Source organism: Myxococcales bacterium (assembly GCA_016703425.1).
Lineage (GTDB): Bacteria > Myxococcota_A > Polyangia > Polyangiales > Polyangiaceae > JADJCA01.
Genome location: JADJCA010000007.1, coordinates 620,385 through 639,310, shown reverse-complemented (window position 1 = coordinate 639,310; position 18,926 = coordinate 620,385). Strand labels below are relative to the sequence as shown.

General features: G+C 68.0%; 17 protein-coding genes. 8 read left to right on the top strand and 9 right to left on the bottom strand.

The window, feature by feature from the left end; translation table 11 throughout:
• Nucleotides 1-79 precede the first annotated feature (79 nt).
• On the top strand, nucleotides 80-1,345 hold the full coding sequence (locus IPG50_14695) for a hypothetical protein (GenBank protein MBK6693437.1): 1,266 nt from the start codon (nucleotides 80-82) through the stop codon (nucleotides 1,343-1,345).
• A 19-nt stretch (nucleotides 1,346-1,364) separates the two neighbouring features.
• Here the strand turns inward: IPG50_14695 and IPG50_14690 are convergent, their stop codons facing one another.
• A complete protein-coding gene (locus IPG50_14690) occupies nucleotides 1,365-2,396 on the bottom strand; it encodes a hypothetical protein (protein ID MBK6693436.1) in 1,032 nt (343 codons plus the stop codon).
• 102 nt (nucleotides 2,397-2,498) lie between these two features.
• Nucleotides 2,499-3,503 (bottom strand): MBL fold metallo-hydrolase, encoded by a 1,005-nt coding sequence (locus IPG50_14685; protein ID MBK6693435.1) that lies wholly within the window; start codon nucleotides 3,501-3,503, stop codon nucleotides 2,499-2,501.
• 65 nt (nucleotides 3,504-3,568) lie between these two features.
• Here IPG50_14685 and IPG50_14680 point away from each other — a divergent pair, with 65 nt between their 5' ends.
• Together IPG50_14680 and IPG50_14675 are read left to right on the top strand one after the other, a co-directional pair.
• Nucleotides 3,569-4,492, top strand: a complete 924-nt coding sequence (locus tag IPG50_14680) for a LysR family transcriptional regulator (protein MBK6693434.1) — start codon at nucleotides 3,569-3,571, stop codon at nucleotides 4,490-4,492.
• A gap of 469 nt (nucleotides 4,493-4,961) precedes the next feature.
• Nucleotides 4,962-5,375 (top strand): rhodanese-like domain-containing protein, encoded by a 414-nt coding sequence (locus IPG50_14675; GenBank protein ID MBK6693433.1) that lies wholly within the window; start codon nucleotides 4,962-4,964, stop codon nucleotides 5,373-5,375.
• 49 nt (nucleotides 5,376-5,424) lie between these two features.
• Here IPG50_14675 and IPG50_14670 read toward each other — a convergent pair whose 3' ends face one another.
• Together IPG50_14670 and IPG50_14665 are read right to left on the bottom strand one after the other, a co-directional pair.
• On the bottom strand, nucleotides 5,425-5,820 hold the full coding sequence (locus IPG50_14670) for a hypothetical protein (GenBank protein ID MBK6693432.1): 396 nt from the start codon (nucleotides 5,818-5,820) through the stop codon (nucleotides 5,425-5,427).
• A 162-nt stretch (nucleotides 5,821-5,982) separates the two neighbouring features.
• Nucleotides 5,983-6,378, bottom strand: a complete 396-nt coding sequence (locus IPG50_14665; protein ID MBK6693431.1) for a hypothetical protein — start codon at nucleotides 6,376-6,378, stop codon at nucleotides 5,983-5,985.
• Between the two features lie 138 nt (nucleotides 6,379-6,516).
• Between IPG50_14665 and IPG50_14660 the strand changes: the two genes are divergently transcribed.
• The 5 genes from IPG50_14660 to IPG50_14640 all read left to right on the top strand — a co-directional run bounded on the left by IPG50_14660 (nucleotide 6,517) and on the right by IPG50_14640 (nucleotide 12,713).
• Nucleotides 6,517-8,229 (top strand): hypothetical protein, encoded by a 1,713-nt coding sequence (locus IPG50_14660; protein MBK6693430.1) that lies wholly within the window; start codon nucleotides 6,517-6,519, stop codon nucleotides 8,227-8,229.
• 7 nt (nucleotides 8,230-8,236) lie between these two features.
• Complete coding sequence (locus tag IPG50_14655) at nucleotides 8,237-9,691, top strand: hypothetical protein (GenBank protein MBK6693429.1); 1,455 nt, start codon at nucleotides 8,237-8,239, stop codon at nucleotides 9,689-9,691.
• Between the two features lie 154 nt (nucleotides 9,692-9,845).
• The gene (locus tag IPG50_14650) at nucleotides 9,846-10,922 is read left to right on the top strand and encodes a chemotaxis response regulator protein-glutamate methylesterase (protein ID MBK6693428.1); all 1,077 of its coding nucleotides are present in this window, start codon (nucleotides 9,846-9,848) and stop codon (nucleotides 10,920-10,922) included.
• A 106-nt stretch (nucleotides 10,923-11,028) separates the two neighbouring features.
• The gene (locus tag IPG50_14645) at nucleotides 11,029-12,384 is read left to right on the top strand and encodes a TldD/PmbA family protein (protein MBK6693427.1); all 1,356 of its coding nucleotides are present in this window, start codon (nucleotides 11,029-11,031) and stop codon (nucleotides 12,382-12,384) included.
• Nucleotides 12,381-12,713: a helix-turn-helix transcriptional regulator gene (locus IPG50_14640; GenBank protein ID MBK6693426.1), complete on the top strand. Its 333-nt coding sequence runs from the start codon at nucleotides 12,381-12,383 to the stop codon at nucleotides 12,711-12,713. The genes IPG50_14645 and IPG50_14640 overlap by 4 nt, the downstream gene beginning before the upstream one ends.
• Nucleotides 12,714-12,733: 20 nt before the next feature.
• Here the strand turns inward: IPG50_14640 and IPG50_14635 are convergent, their stop codons facing one another.
• The 5 genes from IPG50_14635 to IPG50_14615 form a co-directional block, all read right to left on the bottom strand.
• Nucleotides 12,734-13,708: a hypothetical protein gene (locus tag IPG50_14635; protein MBK6693425.1), complete on the bottom strand. Its 975-nt coding sequence runs from the start codon at nucleotides 13,706-13,708 to the stop codon at nucleotides 12,734-12,736.
• Nucleotides 13,705-15,330: a serine/threonine protein kinase gene (locus IPG50_14630; GenBank protein ID MBK6693424.1), complete on the bottom strand. Its 1,626-nt coding sequence runs from the start codon at nucleotides 15,328-15,330 to the stop codon at nucleotides 13,705-13,707. The genes IPG50_14635 and IPG50_14630 overlap by 4 nt, the downstream gene beginning before the upstream one ends.
• Before the next feature lie 14 nt (nucleotides 15,331-15,344).
• The gene (locus IPG50_14625) at nucleotides 15,345-16,265 is read right to left on the bottom strand and encodes a hypothetical protein (protein MBK6693423.1); all 921 of its coding nucleotides are present in this window, start codon (nucleotides 16,263-16,265) and stop codon (nucleotides 15,345-15,347) included.
• A gap of 111 nt (nucleotides 16,266-16,376) precedes the next feature.
• A complete protein-coding gene (scpB, locus tag IPG50_14620) occupies nucleotides 16,377-17,723 on the bottom strand; it encodes an SMC-Scp complex subunit ScpB (protein MBK6693422.1) in 1,347 nt (448 codons plus the stop codon).
• Entirely contained in the window at nucleotides 17,720-18,703 is a 984-nt protein-coding gene (locus tag IPG50_14615) for a segregation/condensation protein A (GenBank protein ID MBK6693421.1), read from the bottom strand. Before IPG50_14615 ends, scpB begins: the two co-directional genes overlap by 4 nt.
• Between the last annotated feature and the right edge of the window lie 223 nt (nucleotides 18,704-18,926).

Below are 18,926 nucleotides of genomic sequence, written 5' to 3'. Positions count from 1 at the left end.
TTGGTGGCGCCGAGGCCACAGAACCGCGGTAGACATGGGGCGTGGCGCGGGCACTTGGCTCGGAGAAGGGCGACACGCGATGACCCTGTTTCGCGCAGCCCTCGGGCGCGACGTGACGACGGCGACGCTCGTCGGCGCCCTCCTGCTTCAGGCGGCCGCCTGCGGCGTCCTCATCGGCCTCGGCCCTGACGAGTTTGCGGTGGCTTCGGACGCGGCTGCGGACGGTCGTGCCGGGACCGTTGACGGTGGGGTCCCACGAGAGTGCCGCCCGATCCTCGACAAGCCGCTCATCGCGGCCAGCGCGAAGGAGGTTCCTCCCTTCGTGCTGGCGCTCTCGAGCTTGACCTTCGGGACCGACCAGGAGGCGGGCGGGTGCCCCACGGCAGGCCTCGCCCTCGACGAGAAGCAAACGGGGTTGGACCCGTCGGGGCGCAACGTCGACACTTGCCCGCGCGTCGCTGACGCCGCGTGCGCTCCCGCGTGCCGCGGCGGGACGGCGATGGCCGATGCAAGCGTCTTCGCGAGCGCCGAGCTGGACAACGTGCGCGACTACGCGGGCGGCGTCGACAACGCGTTCCTTCGCTTGCGCAGTCTTCTGCTGGCGACATCGTTCCAATCGGAGGCGGGCAAGGCCCTCGACCCGATGCCGGGTCTGCGTGCGGGCAAAGGGAACCTCCTCTTGCGCATCTCGAACTACAACGGTGAGCCGTTCGACGACGAGGTCGTCGTCGGGATCCTCGAGTCGTCGGGGCTCGAAGATCCGGCGGTCTTGGCGGGCGGCCCCTGGGACGGGAAGGAGCGGCTCACGTGGCGCGCGACGTCGACGGGGAACACGACGCGCGGGTTCGTGGCCGATGGCGTCCTCGTCATCGAGGACCTGCGCGACTTTGTGCTCCCGCTGGTGACAGGCCTTGCCGGCGCGCAGGCGTCTCGCACGCGTTTTGAATCGGGCCGGCTCACGGGACGGCTCGAGGTCGTGCCGCGGCAAGACGGGCCCGCCGACTACGCGATCGTGAGAGGCTTGCTCGGGCTCCGACTACGCACTCGCGAGCTCCTTCACACCGTGGCCCACGTGCCGGCGGCGCTCCTCGTGCCCGACGCAGGACCGGGCCTCGTCTGCGAGACGGGAGACTTCACCTTCCGTGACCTCCTCTGCTCGTTCGCCGACCTCTCCTCGACGGGCGCCGCCGACTGCGATTCGCTGTCGGTGGGGGCCTCCATCCGCGCGGCTCCGGCGCTCGTCGGTACCGTCTCCGGTGCCGTCTTTGAAGCGGACACGTGCGCCGGCGCGCCCGGCTACGATCCCAACTTCGATTGCGCGTACCTCGACGGCGGAAGCCGGTAGCGGGCCCAGGCTCCGTCACTTAGAGGGGATGTTGCCGGAAGAACTCCCACATCTTGTCGGTGACGTTCATCGAGTAGCTGGTGTGACCGAAGGCAGGGACCGGCAAGCCCCCAGGCCATGTATGGCCGCCGCCCTCGATGATGCAGAGGGTCACGTCGCCGCCGGCTTTGCAGCCGGGGTACGTCTCGCAGCGCGCGTCGAAGTTCCGAAAAACCTCCGTCGGCGTTAGCGAGCAGCCGTTCCGGAGGGCCCACGCGTCGGCGGAGTTCCGAGCCGAAGGGAAGCCTTTGATGGCGTCGCCGAAAAACGGAACCAGCGCGTCGAGCGTGCCGTGCGTGTGAAAGACCGGGACCGGTCGCGACGGCGTGCACGTCGGTGTCGCGACGACGCCGGCCACCGGTGCGATCGCCGCGATGCGATCGGCGAGGGTGCACCCAAGCTTGTGGGAGAGGAAGGCTCCGTTCGACATCCCGGTGACGAAGATGCGTCGCTTGTCGACGCACAGGCGCTTCTCAGCTTCGTCGAGGAGCGCTGAGACGAAGCCTACGTCGTCGATGCTGTCGTTCATGGAGGAGCCGCAGCAGGCGCCGGCGTTCCAGCTCGATTGGAGGCCCTCCGGGTAGATGACGACGAAGCCCTCCTTGTCAGCTTTCGCGCTCATGCCCGAGAGGAGCGATTGTTGCGATGCGTTGGAGGTGAATCCATGGAAATTCATGACGAGCGGAGTCTCGACGTCCGCCTTCACGATCGCCGGCACGTGCACCTTGGCGACGCGCTCACGCCCGCCTACGGAGAGCGTCCAGACGCCCTCTTCCGGCTGCGGCACACGGGTCGCGCAGGTCGGTGATGGGCCGCCGGCGGGAGGCGGCGTTGACGCGGCGCCGGCGTCGGCAGCGACGTTGCCCGAGGCCGAGGATGCGGGCTCGCTCGAACCGCCGGGAGCGGCTTCGGCGCCGGGGCCTGCGCCAGTCGCCAAGGGCGCTTCCGCGGTGCCGCACCCGGCGATGGTGAGAGCGAGGGCCGTCAGGGACGTAGCGACGATGCAGCGCACGCGCTCCGAGTAGGGAGGTTTGTGCGGTGCGTCAAGGTGCTGCCGCCCTGGGCCTCGCTTGAGACGTCGCTCGCTTCCGCCTCGCCTTGCGGCGCGCCCGCCTCAGTGGACGCTCGCGACCGAGGGCGACGACGCCGGGTGCTGATGGCCCAAGCGAACCTCCATCTTCGGATGCGCGGCCACGAGCTCGCGGAGGCGCGCGAGGCTCTCGGCGTTCTGCTTCCCGTCGCGGGTAAACTGGCCCGGCGGCACGCCGTGCTCCCAACCCCATTGCGTATGGCAGGTGTCGCCGACGTAGAGGACTGGACCCGCCTCGGTGCGCGCAAGATAAGCCGCGCTGCCGGCCGTGTGGCCGGGGACCCAGAGCGCGAAGAACGAGCCATCGCCGAAGACGTCGAGGATCCCCTCGAAGCGCCCATCGGGGTCGCGCGCGAAGGGGAGCTCGGAAATGGGCGCGTGCCCCGCGAGGGCTTCGTCGGTGGGGCCTTTCGCGAAGGCGTTTAGGAAGAACCGCTGGCTCGTCTCTCCGGGCCCCGTGTAGAGGGGCGTGCCCTTCGGAATGTCGGGCAAGCCGGCGATGGGATCGGTGTGGAGGTGCGTGAGGAAGACGCCGGCGAGCGGCCCCTCGGCGGCCACGACGGACGCCGTGTCGTGGGTCACCTTCATAAGGTCGATATGCATGGCCTTCGCCATGAAGCCCCGGAGGACGGCACGCTCGGGGGCGTCGCGCACGGCGCGCTCGACGCCCGTGTCGATAAAGAAGGTGCCCCGCTGCGGGTGCCGAACGACGTGCAGGTAGATCTGAATCGGCTCGAGGCCGCTCTTGAGGCCGGCCTTATTGGCCTCCGGATGTGCGAGATCGATGAGGCCCTCGCGGTCGACCTGCCAATCGGCCGACACGAAGGTCTTGGTGGAGAGCGGACCTGGCCGGTCGATGAGGGAATCCATGCGGGAGAAGGGGACGCGCGAGAAGGGGACCGACGGCCCGGGCGTTGCCGGTGCCGTCGGGTGGTCGCTGGCGCGCACGCCGATGCCCACGAAGAGGCCGAGGGCGGCCGCCAGACCTAGCGGGGCGAGGAGCAGAGAGCGTTTGGTTCGCGTTCGCATGGGAAGACTGTGACGCATGCAAATTCGGTTGGTCAGTGGCAAAAGTTGCATGCCACCATACGAAAATGGATATCCCGTGGGACGACGTAAAGGTGTTCCTCGCGGTCGTGGAGGAGGGCAGTCTCTCGAAGGCCGCCCGGCGCCTCGCGATGACCCAGCCCACCGTGAGCCGGCGCATCGCCGAGCTAGAGGTGTTGTTAGCGGAGGCGCTCTTCTTGCGCAGCGCCGGCGGCGCGACGCTCACGGCCTACGGTGAGCGCCTCGTTCTTCCCGCCAAGCGCATGGCGGAGTCGGCCGGCGAGTGGGCTCGCGCCGCCGAGCGAAGCGACGCTCAGCCGGAAGGCGTGGTGCGGCTGACGGCGGCACCAGGCATCGCCTACGAGTTCGTCGCGCCCTTTGCGCGATGGCTACGCGGCAAGCTCCCAGCCGTGCAGCTCGAGGTCATCTCGACGCTGCAGTACCTCGACCTCTCACGCCGCGAAGCCGATCTCGCGCTGCGCATGCAGAAGCCGCAGCAGCGCGACCTCGTGTGCCTCGCCGAGGTAAAGACCGGAGTCGCTGCCTTCGCCGCGCCGGCGTACGCAGCCAAGCTGCCGCCGAAGCCGACGGCGCGCGACGTGGATTGGATCGGCTGGGCGCCGCCGCTCGACCACCTGTCGCCCAATCCCCAGCTGGCCGCTATGATCCCGGGCTTTCGGCCCGTCTTCGCTTCCGACGACTACGCGATTCAGCTGCGTGCGGCGGAAGAAGGGCTCGGTGCCGTGGTGCTAGGACGCGTCGCCACACGCTTCGGACGTCCGCGGCTCACCATGCTCGACCTCGACTTGGGGCCTTACAAGGGTGAGCTCTACCTCGTGTGCGCGCGAAGTGCGCTCGCGATCCCGCGGGTGCGTGTCGTTGCCGAGTTGCTCGCCGACGAGCTTCGGGCTGCGCGCGAGCCGCCGAGCGAACAAAAGGGGCCTCGCGCCAAGCGAAGCGCGACGCGCTAAATCACCGAGCGTGATCATGATCACGCTCGGTTGATTCAGTTCCGCTCTTGTGGGGCTACGCGCCCCCTCGAATCGCGGCGATTCGAGCCTCCCCGCCTTCGCCTTCGGCGAACCGTGCTTCGCACGGCCCACGCATGAAGTGTTCGAGAATCATGCACCGTCATTTAGTACCTCGACCCATCGATTCTGATGGGTCGAGTACGGCAAATGAGAACGAAACGCCCAGACACAAACCCGTGGAAGCGAGGCAGGTTCGACTGGGCCCGTCGCTCGCCGGGGGGCCCAGGCGCACCTGCCGATTTCACAGTGTCGGGGTACTAGGTGCCCGATGACTGGCCATGCGACGCAACTCGCAAGGCGCGTTTCCGAATCTGCGAAACGCGACCCTGCGAAGTTGTGGCCGCCGCGAGTTTGTCCCCTCCAACGTCGCGGCGTGCATGTTGCAGCGACTCCGACGGAGGTCCCGTCCATGCCCGGTGCTCTTTACGGATTGCTCATGGCCGGTGGCCTCTCGGGGGCCTTCATCGGTGCCTTTCACCACTACGTCGTGCGCGTCTCGAGCGCGCGCGTATGGCTCTCGAATGGCGCAGTGCTCGTCGACGTCGATCGCTTGCCGCAGCTCGGCCTCGTCCCTGACGTCGTCGCGCTCGACATTCCGCTCGAGGACTTGCCGCGTCGTGCGCACGAGCTGGGGTCGCGTCGGCGCCCCGTGGTGGTCTTCGCGAAGAGCTTCTTTCGCGCCGCTCGCGCCGCCCAGACGCTACGCGGTATGGGATTTTGGGACGTCGCGAACGCGGGGGGCGTGGACGAGGGGAAGCTGCGCGCGTCGGCGTCTGCGTCGGTGCGGCGAACCCTCGCCCGCGGGCCGCGACGCAACGCTTAGGTCTCGAGCGCGGGCTCCGTCGCACCGTGAGCCGACCGCCGCGGCGTGGCTAGCGGCCTGCGTCTGGCGCGTTGGGATCGCAGGACTCGCCCGGGGCCAAGTCTCTTGGCGTCGATGCGTCTAGAAATCTCGGCGGCACACCCGAGAGCGGTACGTAGGGCTTGGGGAATCTTCCGCAGCCCGTGACGACTCTGCCGTCGCAACCGCAAACATAGTCGTTGGCGAAGCAGGTTGCTTCCTTGTAGCAACCGACGCGCGCTGCCGCACCGCAGCCCGGCTCCGCGTAGCCAAGTGCGGAGCCGCTGGGGCACGCGCCGTTTTGTGGTGCCTGACCTTCCTGAAACGGCGGCGGCTCGGTGGTCTTGTCGCTCTCGCTACAACCGGAGCACCCGAACAGAATCAAGACGGGAAGGAGTGCGCGAAGAGCGGGAAGCGGAGATTGCATGTTCATGAGTTCGATGCCGTTCGGCGACTCGCCGCGGCCGTGCGAATCGCGTGCCGCCCAACACCGCGGTTCAAAGTTGGCGATCCCTCGTCACTGTCCACGAACAGCCATGATCCCGGCGTCGCGGGCGACGGCCGCGCGGCGCTCGATGGCACACCGCGTTCAATCTTCGAAGCCGTGCTCTCGCGCGATCTTGATGAGCTCCACCACGCGCTCACGGCTCTTCATCATGGCCGCCGCCGCCGTCGCCGCCGCGACGGCGCTCTCAAGCGACGTGAAGTGGAGGTAACAAGTGTCGCCCTCCGAGTTGCCGTGCATCTCGTCGCCGTCGGGATCGCCGCCCGCCGCGAGGAGCGCCGCCCTCACGAGACCTTCGACGCCGTAGCCATTGAGGTAGTACCCGTCCACGGTGTCGGTCCCCATGAGGCCGTGGAGGAAGCCCCAGTCGTCAAACGACAGCCGCACGTCGGCCCACTCGGTCGCGAGGCAATTCTGGAGCTTGAACGGAGCGAAGGTCGTGCGGTCTTGGCCTTTGGCATCGAAAGACGGGGCGCTCATGGCCGAGCAGGGTAGGCGTCGCTCGCCAGCCGTGCCAGCCCGGCGAGCCCCGAATCGGGAGAGCCGAAACTTTGGCTCTTATCCGGTGTCGGACCCTCGTTGAACTTCTCCCGCTCCTTGGTCCTACACTCGCTGGCCGTGCGCCCGCTCCTCGTGGCCTTCTCGCTCGTGCTTGCCGGCCTCCTCATCCCAAGGGCGGCCGGCGCAAAGATGATGTTCCACCACGATCTCACGTCGCTGGCGCTCGACGCCGACGCCATCGTGCGGGGTCATGTCGTTGGCGAGCGGCGGCAAGACGAGTGGACGACCTTCAAGGTCATTGCCGTCGATCGGAGCTACAAGGGCCCTCTCGCAGCCGGTGCGCGCATCGAACTCTCGTACGACCTTTACTCGATGAGGCCCTTCGCGGAAGGCTGGGGAGGGCAACCGGACGCGGGGCCGCCAGCCGTCCTAGGCACTGAACTCGTCTTCTTCCTGAGGCGCCACAAGCCCGCTCCTTACGAGGTGGCTCGCTTCGTCGAGGCGGGCGTCGATCCGAAGGCGGAGCAGTGGTTCATTCTGTCGAGTGGCCTCCGCATCTTCTTGAACGGCAAAGCGCAGCGCTTCGAGCAGTGGAACAACCCCGGCGGCTTCGTGCCCGTCCCGCAAGGCCGAGACCCGTACGATCTCCACGGCGATCCGCGCGGCGGCGAGCCGCTCGACAGCGCGGGCCTCGACCGAGAGATCGCGAGTGCGCTCCAGCGCGCCAACGAACTTCTGACCGCGCTCGACTCCGCCGACGGACCTTCGCGACGAAGGCGCCTCGTGGAACTCGCGGGGCCGCCGCCGGAAGACGCGAGCCGAGGCACCACGCTTGGCGGCTTCTACTCCAACAGCGCGAGCAAGCGCATCGTCGAGGCGCTGGCGAAGACCGGAGATATCGCCGTAACACTCGAGGCGCTCGCTCGGGCCAGCGGCGTCGCCACCTTTGGCCTTCGTCACGAGTTTTCTCCGGTCGCCGTTCTGGATGCAGCCGCGAACGCCAAGCTTCCGCTCTCGTCGCGGCTTGCGGCCATCGGTCTCGCCGACGGCTTGTGGAGTCAGCTGCGCGAAACGCCCAGCGCCGACGCGCGCGTCATCGCGCTCATGGCCGATGCTGAACCGTTGGTCCGCGCCGCAAGCGTGTCGCTGCGACCCACGGAGAAGGCCACGGCCGCGATGAAGGCCGCCATCAAGGCTCGCTTTGCTATCGAACAAGACGAGCGCGTTCGCCTCGCCCTGTTCCACGCGGCCGACTCGCGCGACATGCGCACCGATCTCCAGAGCCCGCCGTCCAAGATGCCCATCGTCGTCGTGACCCGGACGCGCGACGTGGTGAACGTCGCCTGGGCCGACCTCGACACGCGAACCAACTGGATGGTGGCGGACAGCTCGTCGATCGTCGTCAATCAGGGCGGCAATCGCCTCGTCGAGACCTTCTTTGGCGCCGACACGAGCTACTCGAACGGCGCTTCCGGCAGCCTAAGGACGCGCATCGCGGGGGCGAAGGTCAGCGGCAACGTCGAGGTCGAGCTGGTGCTTGAAGACTTGAACAAGCATCGTGGACGGATCGCTCGCCACGTGCCGCTCGGTCTCTTCACGCCCGCGTCGCCGGCTGAGGCTCCAGCTGCCGCCTCGGGCGCCGCCATCACGGGAGCATCGCATCCTCCGGAGCAGCCAGCGGGCGACGCTTCGGTCCCGCGCCCCACCGTGCCGCGTCGCAGTGGCTGCGCGTGCGCGACGGCGGGCACCTCGACGGAGGGACCTGCCCCAGCGCCCATCGTGGCGGCGCTGCTCGCGTTGCTCCGCCGCCGGCGCGGTCATCGCGTATAGTCCCGCGATGCAGCATCGCGTTGGCGTCTCGCTCCTCAGCCTCGGCGCCCTTGGCCTCACCTATCACCTCGGCTGCGTGGCCGACGACGGCGCTTCCCCGTCGCTGTCTTTCGACGGCGGCACCCTGGACGTCGCCGCGCCGGACGGGACGGCATTGCAACCGGAGGCTGCCGTCGACGCTCCTGCGCCCGACGTGGCGGCGGCGGTCACCGTGGTCGCCCTTCGTGGCGGCGCGCCCGCGGCCAACGTGAACGTGGTCTTCGGCGACCTCCTGACGGGGGCCGTTGTCGAGGCGAAGCAAACCGATGCCGCGGGACGAGCGTCGAGCGCGGTCATCGGCGGCGCCGACGTCACGGTGGTCTTTGGGACGACCGAGCAACCTGAACTGGTGACCATCAAGGCCGTCGAGCCCGGCGACGTGGTCGCCGTGGTCGACCCGACCTTTGTGGCGGCACCGACGCGCATCATGGTGAGCGCCCCCGATGCGGCGCCGCCGACCACGACCAACTACGAGGTCAAGGTTGGGAGCTGTCGCACGTACGCGACGGCGTTGCCGGTCGAGCTGTCGCTCGCTCCAGAATGCGCCCTGGCCGGCTCCTTCCCGGTGCTCGTCGAGGCGCAGCAGTCGTATGTCGGCGTCGCCTTTGTAGCCGAAAAGAACCACGTGCTGAGCGATGCTGGTGCGCCCGACGCCGCTTCGCCGGTCGCCGTCGGTGGTTCCTGGGCGAGCACCGACACGCGCACGATCCAGGTCGTTGGCGCCGGCCCAACGACCAACGGCTCGGCGTCGTTCTCAGAGGTCGTCGGTGGGCAAGCGTTCACCAACACGACCAGCTTCTTCGGGTTGAGCGATGGCGGTCCTTTGACCACGTCGTTCGCAGGGCACCCGGGATTTGCGACGACCTTTCAGCACGAGGTCTCGGTCCGGGCAGTCCAGAACGGCGCGCGCCTGTATCGCTCTTTCGCGACGCGCGGCTCGACGCCGAACAACGTCGCGGTGGACTTGGGGGCCATGCTGCCGGCGATCTCCGAGGTCGGCATCGATGCAGCAGCGTCGCCTTCGCGACCGGTCGTCCAGTGGAAGGCCGAGTCTCCCATCGTCGAAGGCGATGGCATTGTCGTGCGGGTCTCGTGGTCCGAATACCCCGCCGATGGAGGCGCCTCGGTCCTCGGACACTGGACCATCCTCGCGCCGCCGCTGTCTTCCTTGATCGAAGCGCCGGCGCTGCCGCCGGCACTCGCTAGCAAGTTTGCTCCCAACGCCTCCTCCATGTTCCAGACCACGCCGACCGTCATCCTCGTCGAGCTGAGCGCGGTTCCTGGCTACCGCGAATTGCGACAAGCTTCCCACCAAGTGCAACCGACGGAGGCGCTGCTCAACAACTTCGCGGCCGCCGTCGCACCATCACTCCCGGTCGACGGCACGTTGCGGCTGACGGCGGCGACGGAAGCCACGGACTAGAAGTCGCTCACGACGACGCGCTCCGGGGGGAGGCCGCCAACCCCGCGCTCGGACATCGAGCGCACCATTTTCGTCTTCCAAACAAGACCGGCGCGACGCGTCCACCCAAAACCAGATAGCCTGATGTCGCGCTCTGTGGCGCTCGCGGTCTCCCTTGGAAGCTCCCATCCGTCTCCTCATCGTCGACGACTCGGCGTTCAATCGTCGGCTCATCGCGGAGATCTTCGCCGATGATCCGGCGGTGGAGGTCGTCGGAAAGGCCGCCGATGGCGAGGAGGCGTTGCGCCTCGCTTCGACGCTCAAGCCGGACGTCATCACCTGCGATCTCGAGATGCCTCGCATGGACGGGTTCACCTTCCTGCGCATCTTGATGGCCAAGCAGCCGACCCCCGTGCTCGTGGTCTCGTCGTATTCGCAGAAGGAGAACGTCTTCAAGGCGCTCGAGCTCGGCGCGCTCGACTTCATCGCCAAGCCCGATCGACAAATCAGCCCCGACGCGGCCGATCTACGAGAGCAGATCCTGCTCAAGGTGAAGATGATTCGGTCGCTTCGGCCGGGCGCCGTCGGCGGTGCCCCGTCGAGCTTGCCGGGGGCGGGGCAGAGGCCCCTCACGGGCCAATCGATTCGCCCCTCCGAGCCCGCCAAGCCGCCGCTCGCGTCGATTCCGCCGCGACACGTCATCGCCATCGCTAGCTCAACGGGCGGGCCCACCGCGCTCTTGGAGATCTTTGGCAGGCTTCGCGAACGCTCCGCGTCGGCGGTGCTCGTGGCGCAACACATGCCTGACAAGTTCACCAGGAGCTTCGCGGAGCGCCTCGATCGGAAAGGGCCGCTGCGCACCGCCGAGGCGCAAGACGGCGATCGAGTCGTTGCGGCCACCGGCTTCGTGTGTCCCGGTCGTCGGTGCATGGAGCTCGTCGCCAACGGCAATGACCTCTCTCTCCGGGTCGGCACGGCCTCCAGCGAAGACCGCTACGTGCCCAGCGCAGACAAGTTGCTGACGAGCGTGGCCAAAGCCGTCGGACGTCGTGCCGTCGCGGTGATCCTCACGGGCATGGGTGACGACGGCGTCGAGGGGGCCCGCGCCATTCGTGCGGCGGGCGGTTTGGTCATTGCCGAGTCGCAAGAGAGCGCCGTGGTCTTCGGGATGCCCGGCGCCGCGGTCCGCGCGGGCATCGTCGATCGGGTGCTCTCGCTCTCCGACATTGCCGCCACCTTGGCGCACTACTGAGCGGGTCGGGGCCGGCGCTCGCGTCGCCGGCAGGTCTTCGCTCGCTTCCCATCGCCTCCATCGAGTACGCTCGCCGACCATCATGGAAAGCGATCTCAAAGAGCTCGTGGCGTTGGGTGAGCGCGTCGTGGCCATGGCCACCAAAGGGGGCGCCACCGTCGCCGAGGCGCTGATGCGTCGGGGGGCGGAGCTCAGCACGAAGGTTCGCCTCGGCGAGCCGGAGCTTGTGGAGGAGGCGGGCCATCGCTCTATCGGCATGCGCCTCATGAAGGACAAGCGCGTCGCCACGACGTCGACGAGCGATCTCTCCGACGCGGGTCTCGAGCGATTCGTCAAAGATGGCCTCGAGCTCTTGGACCTCGCGCAGGAAGACGCCTTCGCAGGCCCCGCCGACCCTAAGCTCCTGTGCGATCCCGAAAAGCAGCCTGACCTCGATCTCTTCGATCCCGCGGGCAGCCAAGTCAATGCGGCCCAGGCCATCTCCCTCGCCAAGCGCGGCGAGGCCGCTGCCCGCGCCTTTGATGCGCGCATCACCAACAGCGACGGGGCCACCTTTGGGCGAAGCGTCTCCGCCGTCGCCGTCGTCCTCTCAAGCGGCTTTCGCGCCGCATACCGCGGCTCCTACCAGTCGCTCAGCATCGTCTCAGTGGCAGAGGATGAGGGCGGCAAGAAGCGCCGCGGCTACGAATGGACCGCGAGGCGTCACCTCGCGGAGCTCGACGAGCCAGAGCACGTGGGCCGCGAAGCGGCGAAGCGCACCCTTCGGATGCTCGGCGCCAAGACCGTAGCGACCGCTGAGGTCCCCGTCGTCTTCGACAAGGAGGCGGCACGTTCCATGCTGTCGCTCATGGCCGGCTGCATCATGGGCAGCTCCATTTGGCGCAAGTCGAGCTACCTCGTGGGTCGCGAAGGCACGCGCATCGCGAGCGATCTCATCACCGTCGTCGATGATCCGCTCATCTTGCGTGCGCCCGGCTCGCGCCCCTTCGACGGTGAGGGGCTCGCCAGTCGCAAGAACCTCGTCGTCGAGAACGGCATCCTTCGAACCTACCTCTGCGACAGCTACTCGGCGCGCAAGCTCGGACGCGAGAGCACGGCGAGCGCCTCGCGCGGGTCGTCGGCGGGCGTGGGCCCGAGCACCACGAACTTCGTGCTGCAGCCCGGGAAAGATTCCCCCGAATCCATCATCAAGGGCACCAAGCGAGGCCTCTACGTGACGGAGATGATGGGCTACGGCTTCAGCGCCGTGACGGGCGATTTCTCGCGCGGGGCCAGCGGTTTCTGGATCGAAAACGGCGAGCTTACCTACCCCGTCAGCGAGATCACCATCTCGCTCAACGTTGACGACCTGTGGCAGCGCGTCGATGCCGTCGCCAGCGATCTCGATCTGCGAACCTCGACGGCGGCACCCACGTTCCGCGTGTCAAAGATGACGGTCGCCGGTGGAGGAGCCACCACGTGAGCCCGGCGGAGCTCAAGGCGCTTCGCAAAGAGCTCGCGTGCACGGCCAAGGAGCTCGCCGCGGCGCTCGACCTCGAACAAAAGGTCGTGCTCGCGTGGGAGACCGGTGAGCTCTTTCCGACCAAGCAGTATTGCGAGCGCATGGAGGCGCTTCGCGCGAAGGGGCCGTCTGCGATCCCGAAGAAGAGCAAGGGGGGCGACCCCATGAAGACGCTGGCTGATCCGGCGCTGTGGGAGCTCTTGCGCAAGCTCGCCGCCCACAAGAAGCTGCGGGACGAAGTCGCGAAGCTCGCGGCCGCGTATCCTGATCCGGCCGCTTCCGACGAGTGAGTGAGCCGCGCGGGCGTTGCTCAGAAGGAAGCGCGCACGGTCACGGTGCGGCCGCTGCCGAAAACCTCGAGACGTTGCGCACTGGCCTTCGCGGCCGAGGCCTTCGGCGATGAAACGAAGAGGTAGATAGACACTCCCGCCGCCACGAGCGCCGCGCCCGCGAGCACGTCGGCCACGACGGACGCAGTCTGCATGCGCGAGTGCGCGGCATCGAGATCGTCCCGCGAGCCGGGAAACCGCCGCAGTTCGGCGTCGGCGTCGGACTTGGCGCTCAGGGCGACGAGGCCCGTGACGCCGGCGCCTACGGCCAGGACCGCGCTGGTCCCGAGCGCGATCCAAGGGCCCGACGACGCGCGCGTCTCCGGCGGTGGTGACTCGACCACGACCGGCGGCGGAGGCGCCTCGGTTTTGGCTGGGGCGGGAGGCGCTGCTTCGAGTTGGAGCTTCACGGGTTGACCACCGACGACCTCGATGACGCGCGTCACCGCGGCGCCGCCCTCCGGCGCGACGGTGATCTTGCGGCGTCCCGCGGAAACGATGAAGGGATCGCGGAGCGGAAGCCGCGCGACGACGGCGTCGTCCACGAGGACCTCGCCGGCCGTCGCCGAAGTATCGAGGGTGATCTCGGCGACGCGCGTCCGAAGCTTCGCGAGCTCGGTCTCGACGAGCGCGCGGCGCTCTGCGGGGACCTCGGTGCCGCCGTCGCGCAGGTAGCGCTGATAGGCATCGAGCGCTCCCGCATAGTCTTGGAGGCGCATGGAGGCCTGCCCGATGTTGTAGAGGACTGCGAAATGCGGGCGGGTCGCGTAGGCCTGTCGGAATTGAACGCGCGCCGCGTCCACCGCACCTTCGCGAAAGAGGTCGACGCCGCGATTGAAGAAGGCCCGCGCCTCCGTCGTGGACCGATCCTTATCCTTCTCGCCGTCTTGCGCCGTCGCGGAGCCCCCCGCCGCGAGCGCTGCAGCGATGAGGAGAGTGCCCAAAAACGCCTTCATCGGTACGGGTCCTTCTCGTCGATGCCGAGCGCTGCCGGCCTCGTGTTCACGTTGGGCTTTCGGCTGCCGCGCGTCGGCGAGCGGGAGGCGTCGCCCTCTCCGTCGGACCGCGCTTGTGTGGGCGTCGGCGTCGCAGGCCGCAGGGCGAGCTCCATGACGAGGTCTGCCTCGACGCTGAGCGAGCGCTCTTCGACCTCGTAGCCGGGAGCGCTCGCGCGGAGCATGTGCGCTCCCCGCGCAACGGGCCCGTCAAAGGGATTGGCAATGGGCCTCTCATCCAAGACCAGGCTCGCCGAGGGAGGGCTCGTGCTGAGCCGCACGCGTGCGCCCGGCACCTCGGCCGCGGTCGTCGCTGCGATCGACGGCGCCGCCGGCTGCGCCGCTGCTTCCACCGCGCCCTTGGCAGCGGGCGCGCGACTCACCGCAACAGCGCCAGCTACGACGCACAGCACGGCGCCGATTGCGACGACGCCTCGGAGCCGGTGCCGCTTCGGGGTGTCGGCGCGCGTGTGGTCGACCGGCTCGCTTTCGGCCGGTGCCGGTGCCGGGACCGTTGCCGCCGCCGCCGCCGCCGCCGTCGCCGCCGCCGTCGCGACGGCCGCGTCCCTCGACGACCCCGACGCGCTGGCCGGCGCTTCGATCTCGATGAGGGAGACTTCGCGCGCCGTCCCCGCCTGCGCGAGCTGCACCTCCACGAGCTTCTTGAGCTGGCTCCGTTCGCGCTCAAAGGCGCCCTCCACGAGGCGAGCGAGCTTGCGCTCAAGCGCCTGCGCCGGGCGGCCGAGCCACTCGTCGAGGGCCTCACGCATGGCGTCGGCCGTGTCGAACCGCCCCGACGACGATGCGGCCATTGCGCGCTTGCATATCTCGACGAGGACGGTGTCTTCGCTACGGACGCTCGAGGGCGGCGGATCGTTGCCCGCGAGGCGCCGCTGGATCGCCAATGAATCGTCGTCTGTCGGGAGCACCAAGCGCCGCTTCATGAGCGCCTCCCACAGCATGACGCCCGCGGCGAACACGTCCGCTCGACGATCGAGCGGTGAGCCGAACGCCTGCTCCGGCGCCATGTACCCCACTTTGCCTTTGACGACGCCTTGCTTCGTAAAGCTCGCCGAGCTCGACAGCTTCGCGATGCCGAAGTCGAGCAGCTTGACCTGCCCCGCATAGGTCACAAAGACATTCTGCGGGCTCACGTCGCGGTGCACGATCGCGAGCGGTCGACCGTTCAGGTCCGTGGCTTCGTGGGCGTAGTGCAAGGCTCCGAGCATCTGCGCCAGCACGTGGACGTGCAGGTCGACGGGGAATTCGGCGCGCCCCACGCGCACGAGGATCGCGCTCAGCGGCTGCCCCTCGAGGTATTCCATGGCGATGAAGGGACGACCGTTGTCGGAGCCGACCTCGTAGGTCTGCACGATGTTCGGGTGGTTGAGGAGCGCCGCGACGCGAGCTTCCGCGAGAAACATCTCGATGAACTCAGGGTCGGCGGAGAGCTCGGGCTTCAGGGTCTTTAGGACCATGAGCTTCTGGAACCCCTGCATGCCGGAAGCGAGGCCGAGGAACACCTCGGCCATTCCTCCGTGGCCGACCCGCGCGATGAGTTGGTAGTTGCCGAGCTGGCTCATGCTCAGTTGGTCACTCAGTTGGTCAAGGGGGTCGGGCCGAGGACCGCGGCGGTGATCGCTCCCTTTCGGACAGGGACCGTCAAGGAGCCGACGGCCTGACCGGCCTCTCTGGAATAGCGGAGCGTGACCGGCCCCACGGGGAGGTTGATGAAGCCGCCCTCGCCGCGGCTGCTGGTCGAGGTTTGTGTCGTCGCGGGGAGGCGACTCTCGTCGGTGTAGAAGGCGAGGCTCTGCGCCAAGACGGGCGCCGCTTGCAAGACGACGCCGCTCGTAGCCTTCCCCTGGCAATTAACGGCCAAACCAAAGACGTGGCCGGCTTCGGGAACGAGCTCTCGTCCGATGACTTGCAGCAGGCCCTGAAGCTCGCTCTCCGTGGGGACGTGGACCGGTTCGGCGTCGACCGCCTGATCGGCCACTGGCGGCGCCGTGTAGGGCAAGAGGAGCGGCATCACGGAAGCTCCCGCTGCGTGGGTCACCTCCAAGAAGCCGCGGAACGCGAACGGGACCTTGATCGAGTAGATGCCGCGCGCGTCCGTGGTCGCCGTCGCTATGGGCCTCGTGCACAAGAAGTCGATGCCCGCGCAAGCGCGGACCGTGCTGCCGACGATGGGGGCTTCGGAGAAGAGCCCCAGCATCCGGCCTTCGGTTGTCACTTGGCGGGTGTCGTCTTGGGGTGGCCAGCTGACCGAGCCAACGCAGCCCCACGCGGGATCGGACGAACCATCCGAGCCCGCGTCAGTGGCAAGCGCTTGGACGCACATGCCATCGGAGCAAACGGCCGACGCAAAGCCCTTCTGGGTGCAATCGGACGTCGCCGCGCACTGGTCGGCGTCGGCTCGGAGGAGTGCTGAACAGGACGCCACGCCCATAGACAGGCCGACGACGCGCGCGAGGGCCGCGACGGCGCGAACTCTAGAGAAACGTCCCCGGTGCACGGCGCTAGCCTACCATCACGGCTGCTACCAACCCCAAGCGGTCGCGGCAGCGCTCCTTGCGGCGGTTCCAAGCGTCGAAGGGAGCGTTTCTAGGCGGCGAGCCTCTCCGGCTCACTCGTCGCTCTTCTTGTCGCCGTCGTCGCCGTCGTCGTCGTCATCGTCGTCGTCGTCGTCGTCGTCATCGTCGTCGTCGTCGTCGTCATCGTCATCGTCGTCGTCGTCGTCGTCATCGTCGTCGTCGTCGTCGTCGTCATCGTCGTCGTCATCGTCGTCGTCGTCATCGTCGTCGTCATCGTCGTCATCGTCATCGCCGTCGCCGCCGTCGTCGCTTCGCTCGCCGCTCTCGGGAGCGTCCGACTCGTCGTTCGCGGGCGCCGCCTTCCCAACGTCACCGGCCTCCTCTTCGGCCGTCGACTCAAGCTCTTCGCGCAGGGCCTCCGACTCGACGGTTGCGCCATGGATGCCGCCTTCGGGCGCCACGTCATCCAGCTTTGATTCGAGCACGTCGCCGAGCTCGGTCTCTACGACGCGCCGCGAGTCCTCGTTGAGCTCGGTGAACTCTCGCAACGTGGGCAGGTCGCGGAGCGACTTTAGCCCGAAGAACTCCAAGAACGCGTTCGTTGTGCCGTAAAGAATGGGCCGCCCGGGTTCGTCCTTCTTGCCCAAAATGCGTACGAGATCACGCTCCAAGAGCAGCTTCAGAACCGGACCGCAGTCGACGCCGCGAATGTCGTCGATCTCCGGCCGCGTGATCGGTTGCCGATACGCCAAGATCGCCAAGGTCTCCACCTGCGCGCGCGAGAGCCTCACCGGCTTTTGCGTCGACATGTCGCGCACGAAGGGCGCGTAGACAGCGCTTGTGCGGAAGAGGAAGCCGCCGGCGACCTCGTCGAGGTGGATGCCACGCTTCGCGTAGTCGCCCCGTAGCTCCTCGAGGATCGGCCGAACCTCCTTAACCGGTGCCGACGCGGCGCGGGCCAGCTCGCCCGCCTTTTGCGGCTTATCGCTGGCGAAAATGAGCGCCTCGAGGAGCCCCTTCAGGTGGTCGCGCGCGACGTTGCTGTCCGGCAGGGGGCGCGTCGCGGGCGATGGTTCGCCGTCGTCGGTCGCGTCGCCGTCGTCCTCGGCATCGAGGACGGCCGCGAGCGGATCGCTGCTGTCGGCGATGTGTGCTTCCATTTCCTCGCCGCTCAGCGCCACGGTGGCCTCCGCGTCGAAGGCGACTTCGCCCCGCACGGTCTTTGCCGTCGATTCGGCCGGCAAAGGCTCGTCGATCTCGTTGGTCTCCGTCGGCCGCCCCGCGAGGCCGGCATCCTCCGTCGCCTCCGCCGTCGGCTGTTCGGCCGTCGTCGCCGCGACGAGGTCGTCTTGCGGCTCCGCCGCGGGTGCCTTTCGCCCCTTGCCTCCGCGCGACCGGGGCTTCTTCTCCGCGTCGGGCGTCTTGCCTTCCTCGCTCATGACTGAACCTCGACGGCGTCGACGTCGTCGAGGGAGCCGCTGGGAATCTCGATGTAGATGGGGGAGAGCGAATCGGATTGATGGAGGCGGGTCATGCGAAGTCGGGTCATCTCGAGAAGCGCGAGGAAGGTGATGACGAGATCAAATTTGGTCTGAAGGTCGGCGAAGAGATCCGTGAACTCGACGCGCGTTCGGCTCTTCAACATGCCCACGAGCTCGTGGATGCGATCGGTGATCGAGATCCGGTCGGTGACGATGTCGTGGGAGAGCTTCACCTTGGCGCGCGAAAGCACGGCCTGAAACGCCTCCAGCAGCGAATAGAGCGGCACCTCCGCCAGCGGCGGGAGGCCGTTCGACTCGGCGACGTCCATCTCCGCGCCGCGCAAGAATACGTCGCGGCCGGTGACGCCGCGGGCGGCGAGCTCGGCGCCCGCTTGCTTGTACTTCTGGTACTCGAGGAGGCGGCGAATGAGCGCCTCGCGAGGGTCTTCTTCTTCGCCTTGCAGCTCGTCGTCCTCCTGACCCGGCGGCGGTGCCGGCAGGAGCATCTTCGACTTGATGTGCGCGAGCGTGGCCGCCATGACGAGGTACTCGGCGGCGATATCGAGGTTCACCAGCTGCATGAGCGCGAGGTACTCGAGGTACTTCTCGGTCACGAAGCTGATGGGGATGTCGAGGATGTCGAGCTCGTGCTTCTGACAAAGGTGCAAGAGCAGGTCGAGCGGGCCTTCGAAGGTCGGCAGCGAGACCGCCAGACCGCCCTCGTCGCCGGGGCCTGGATCGAGGGTCTTCGTGGGCACCGCCGTGCTCTGAGGCGCCGTATCCTCGGGCGCGAGAGAGCGCCCTTTGGCCGCGTGAAGGCCGGGCCCGCGCTCTTCGTTCTCCGGGACACCCCCAGCCAAGGCCGGGTCTGCCGCGCCTTCGATGGACGGGGGCACGCCTCCGCGTTCCTCCTCGTCCGTTGGGCGTTGTCCGGTCATCGCAAAAGATCCTGTTCGCCCACCTGCGCGGGCGAAAGAGGAACATCGCTAATACGCAAATCGGCCTGGGGGAACAACCCTCGCGGCCGCCTTCTCGCACCTTACGCTTGCCGAGCCGTTGCCGTTGGAGCGGGCGCCATCGGCGGAGCCGTGCCGCGCCCCATATTTCGCTTGCGGGGGCGGGCGCGGGCACGCGGAGGGCGACGGCCTGCGATACCATCGG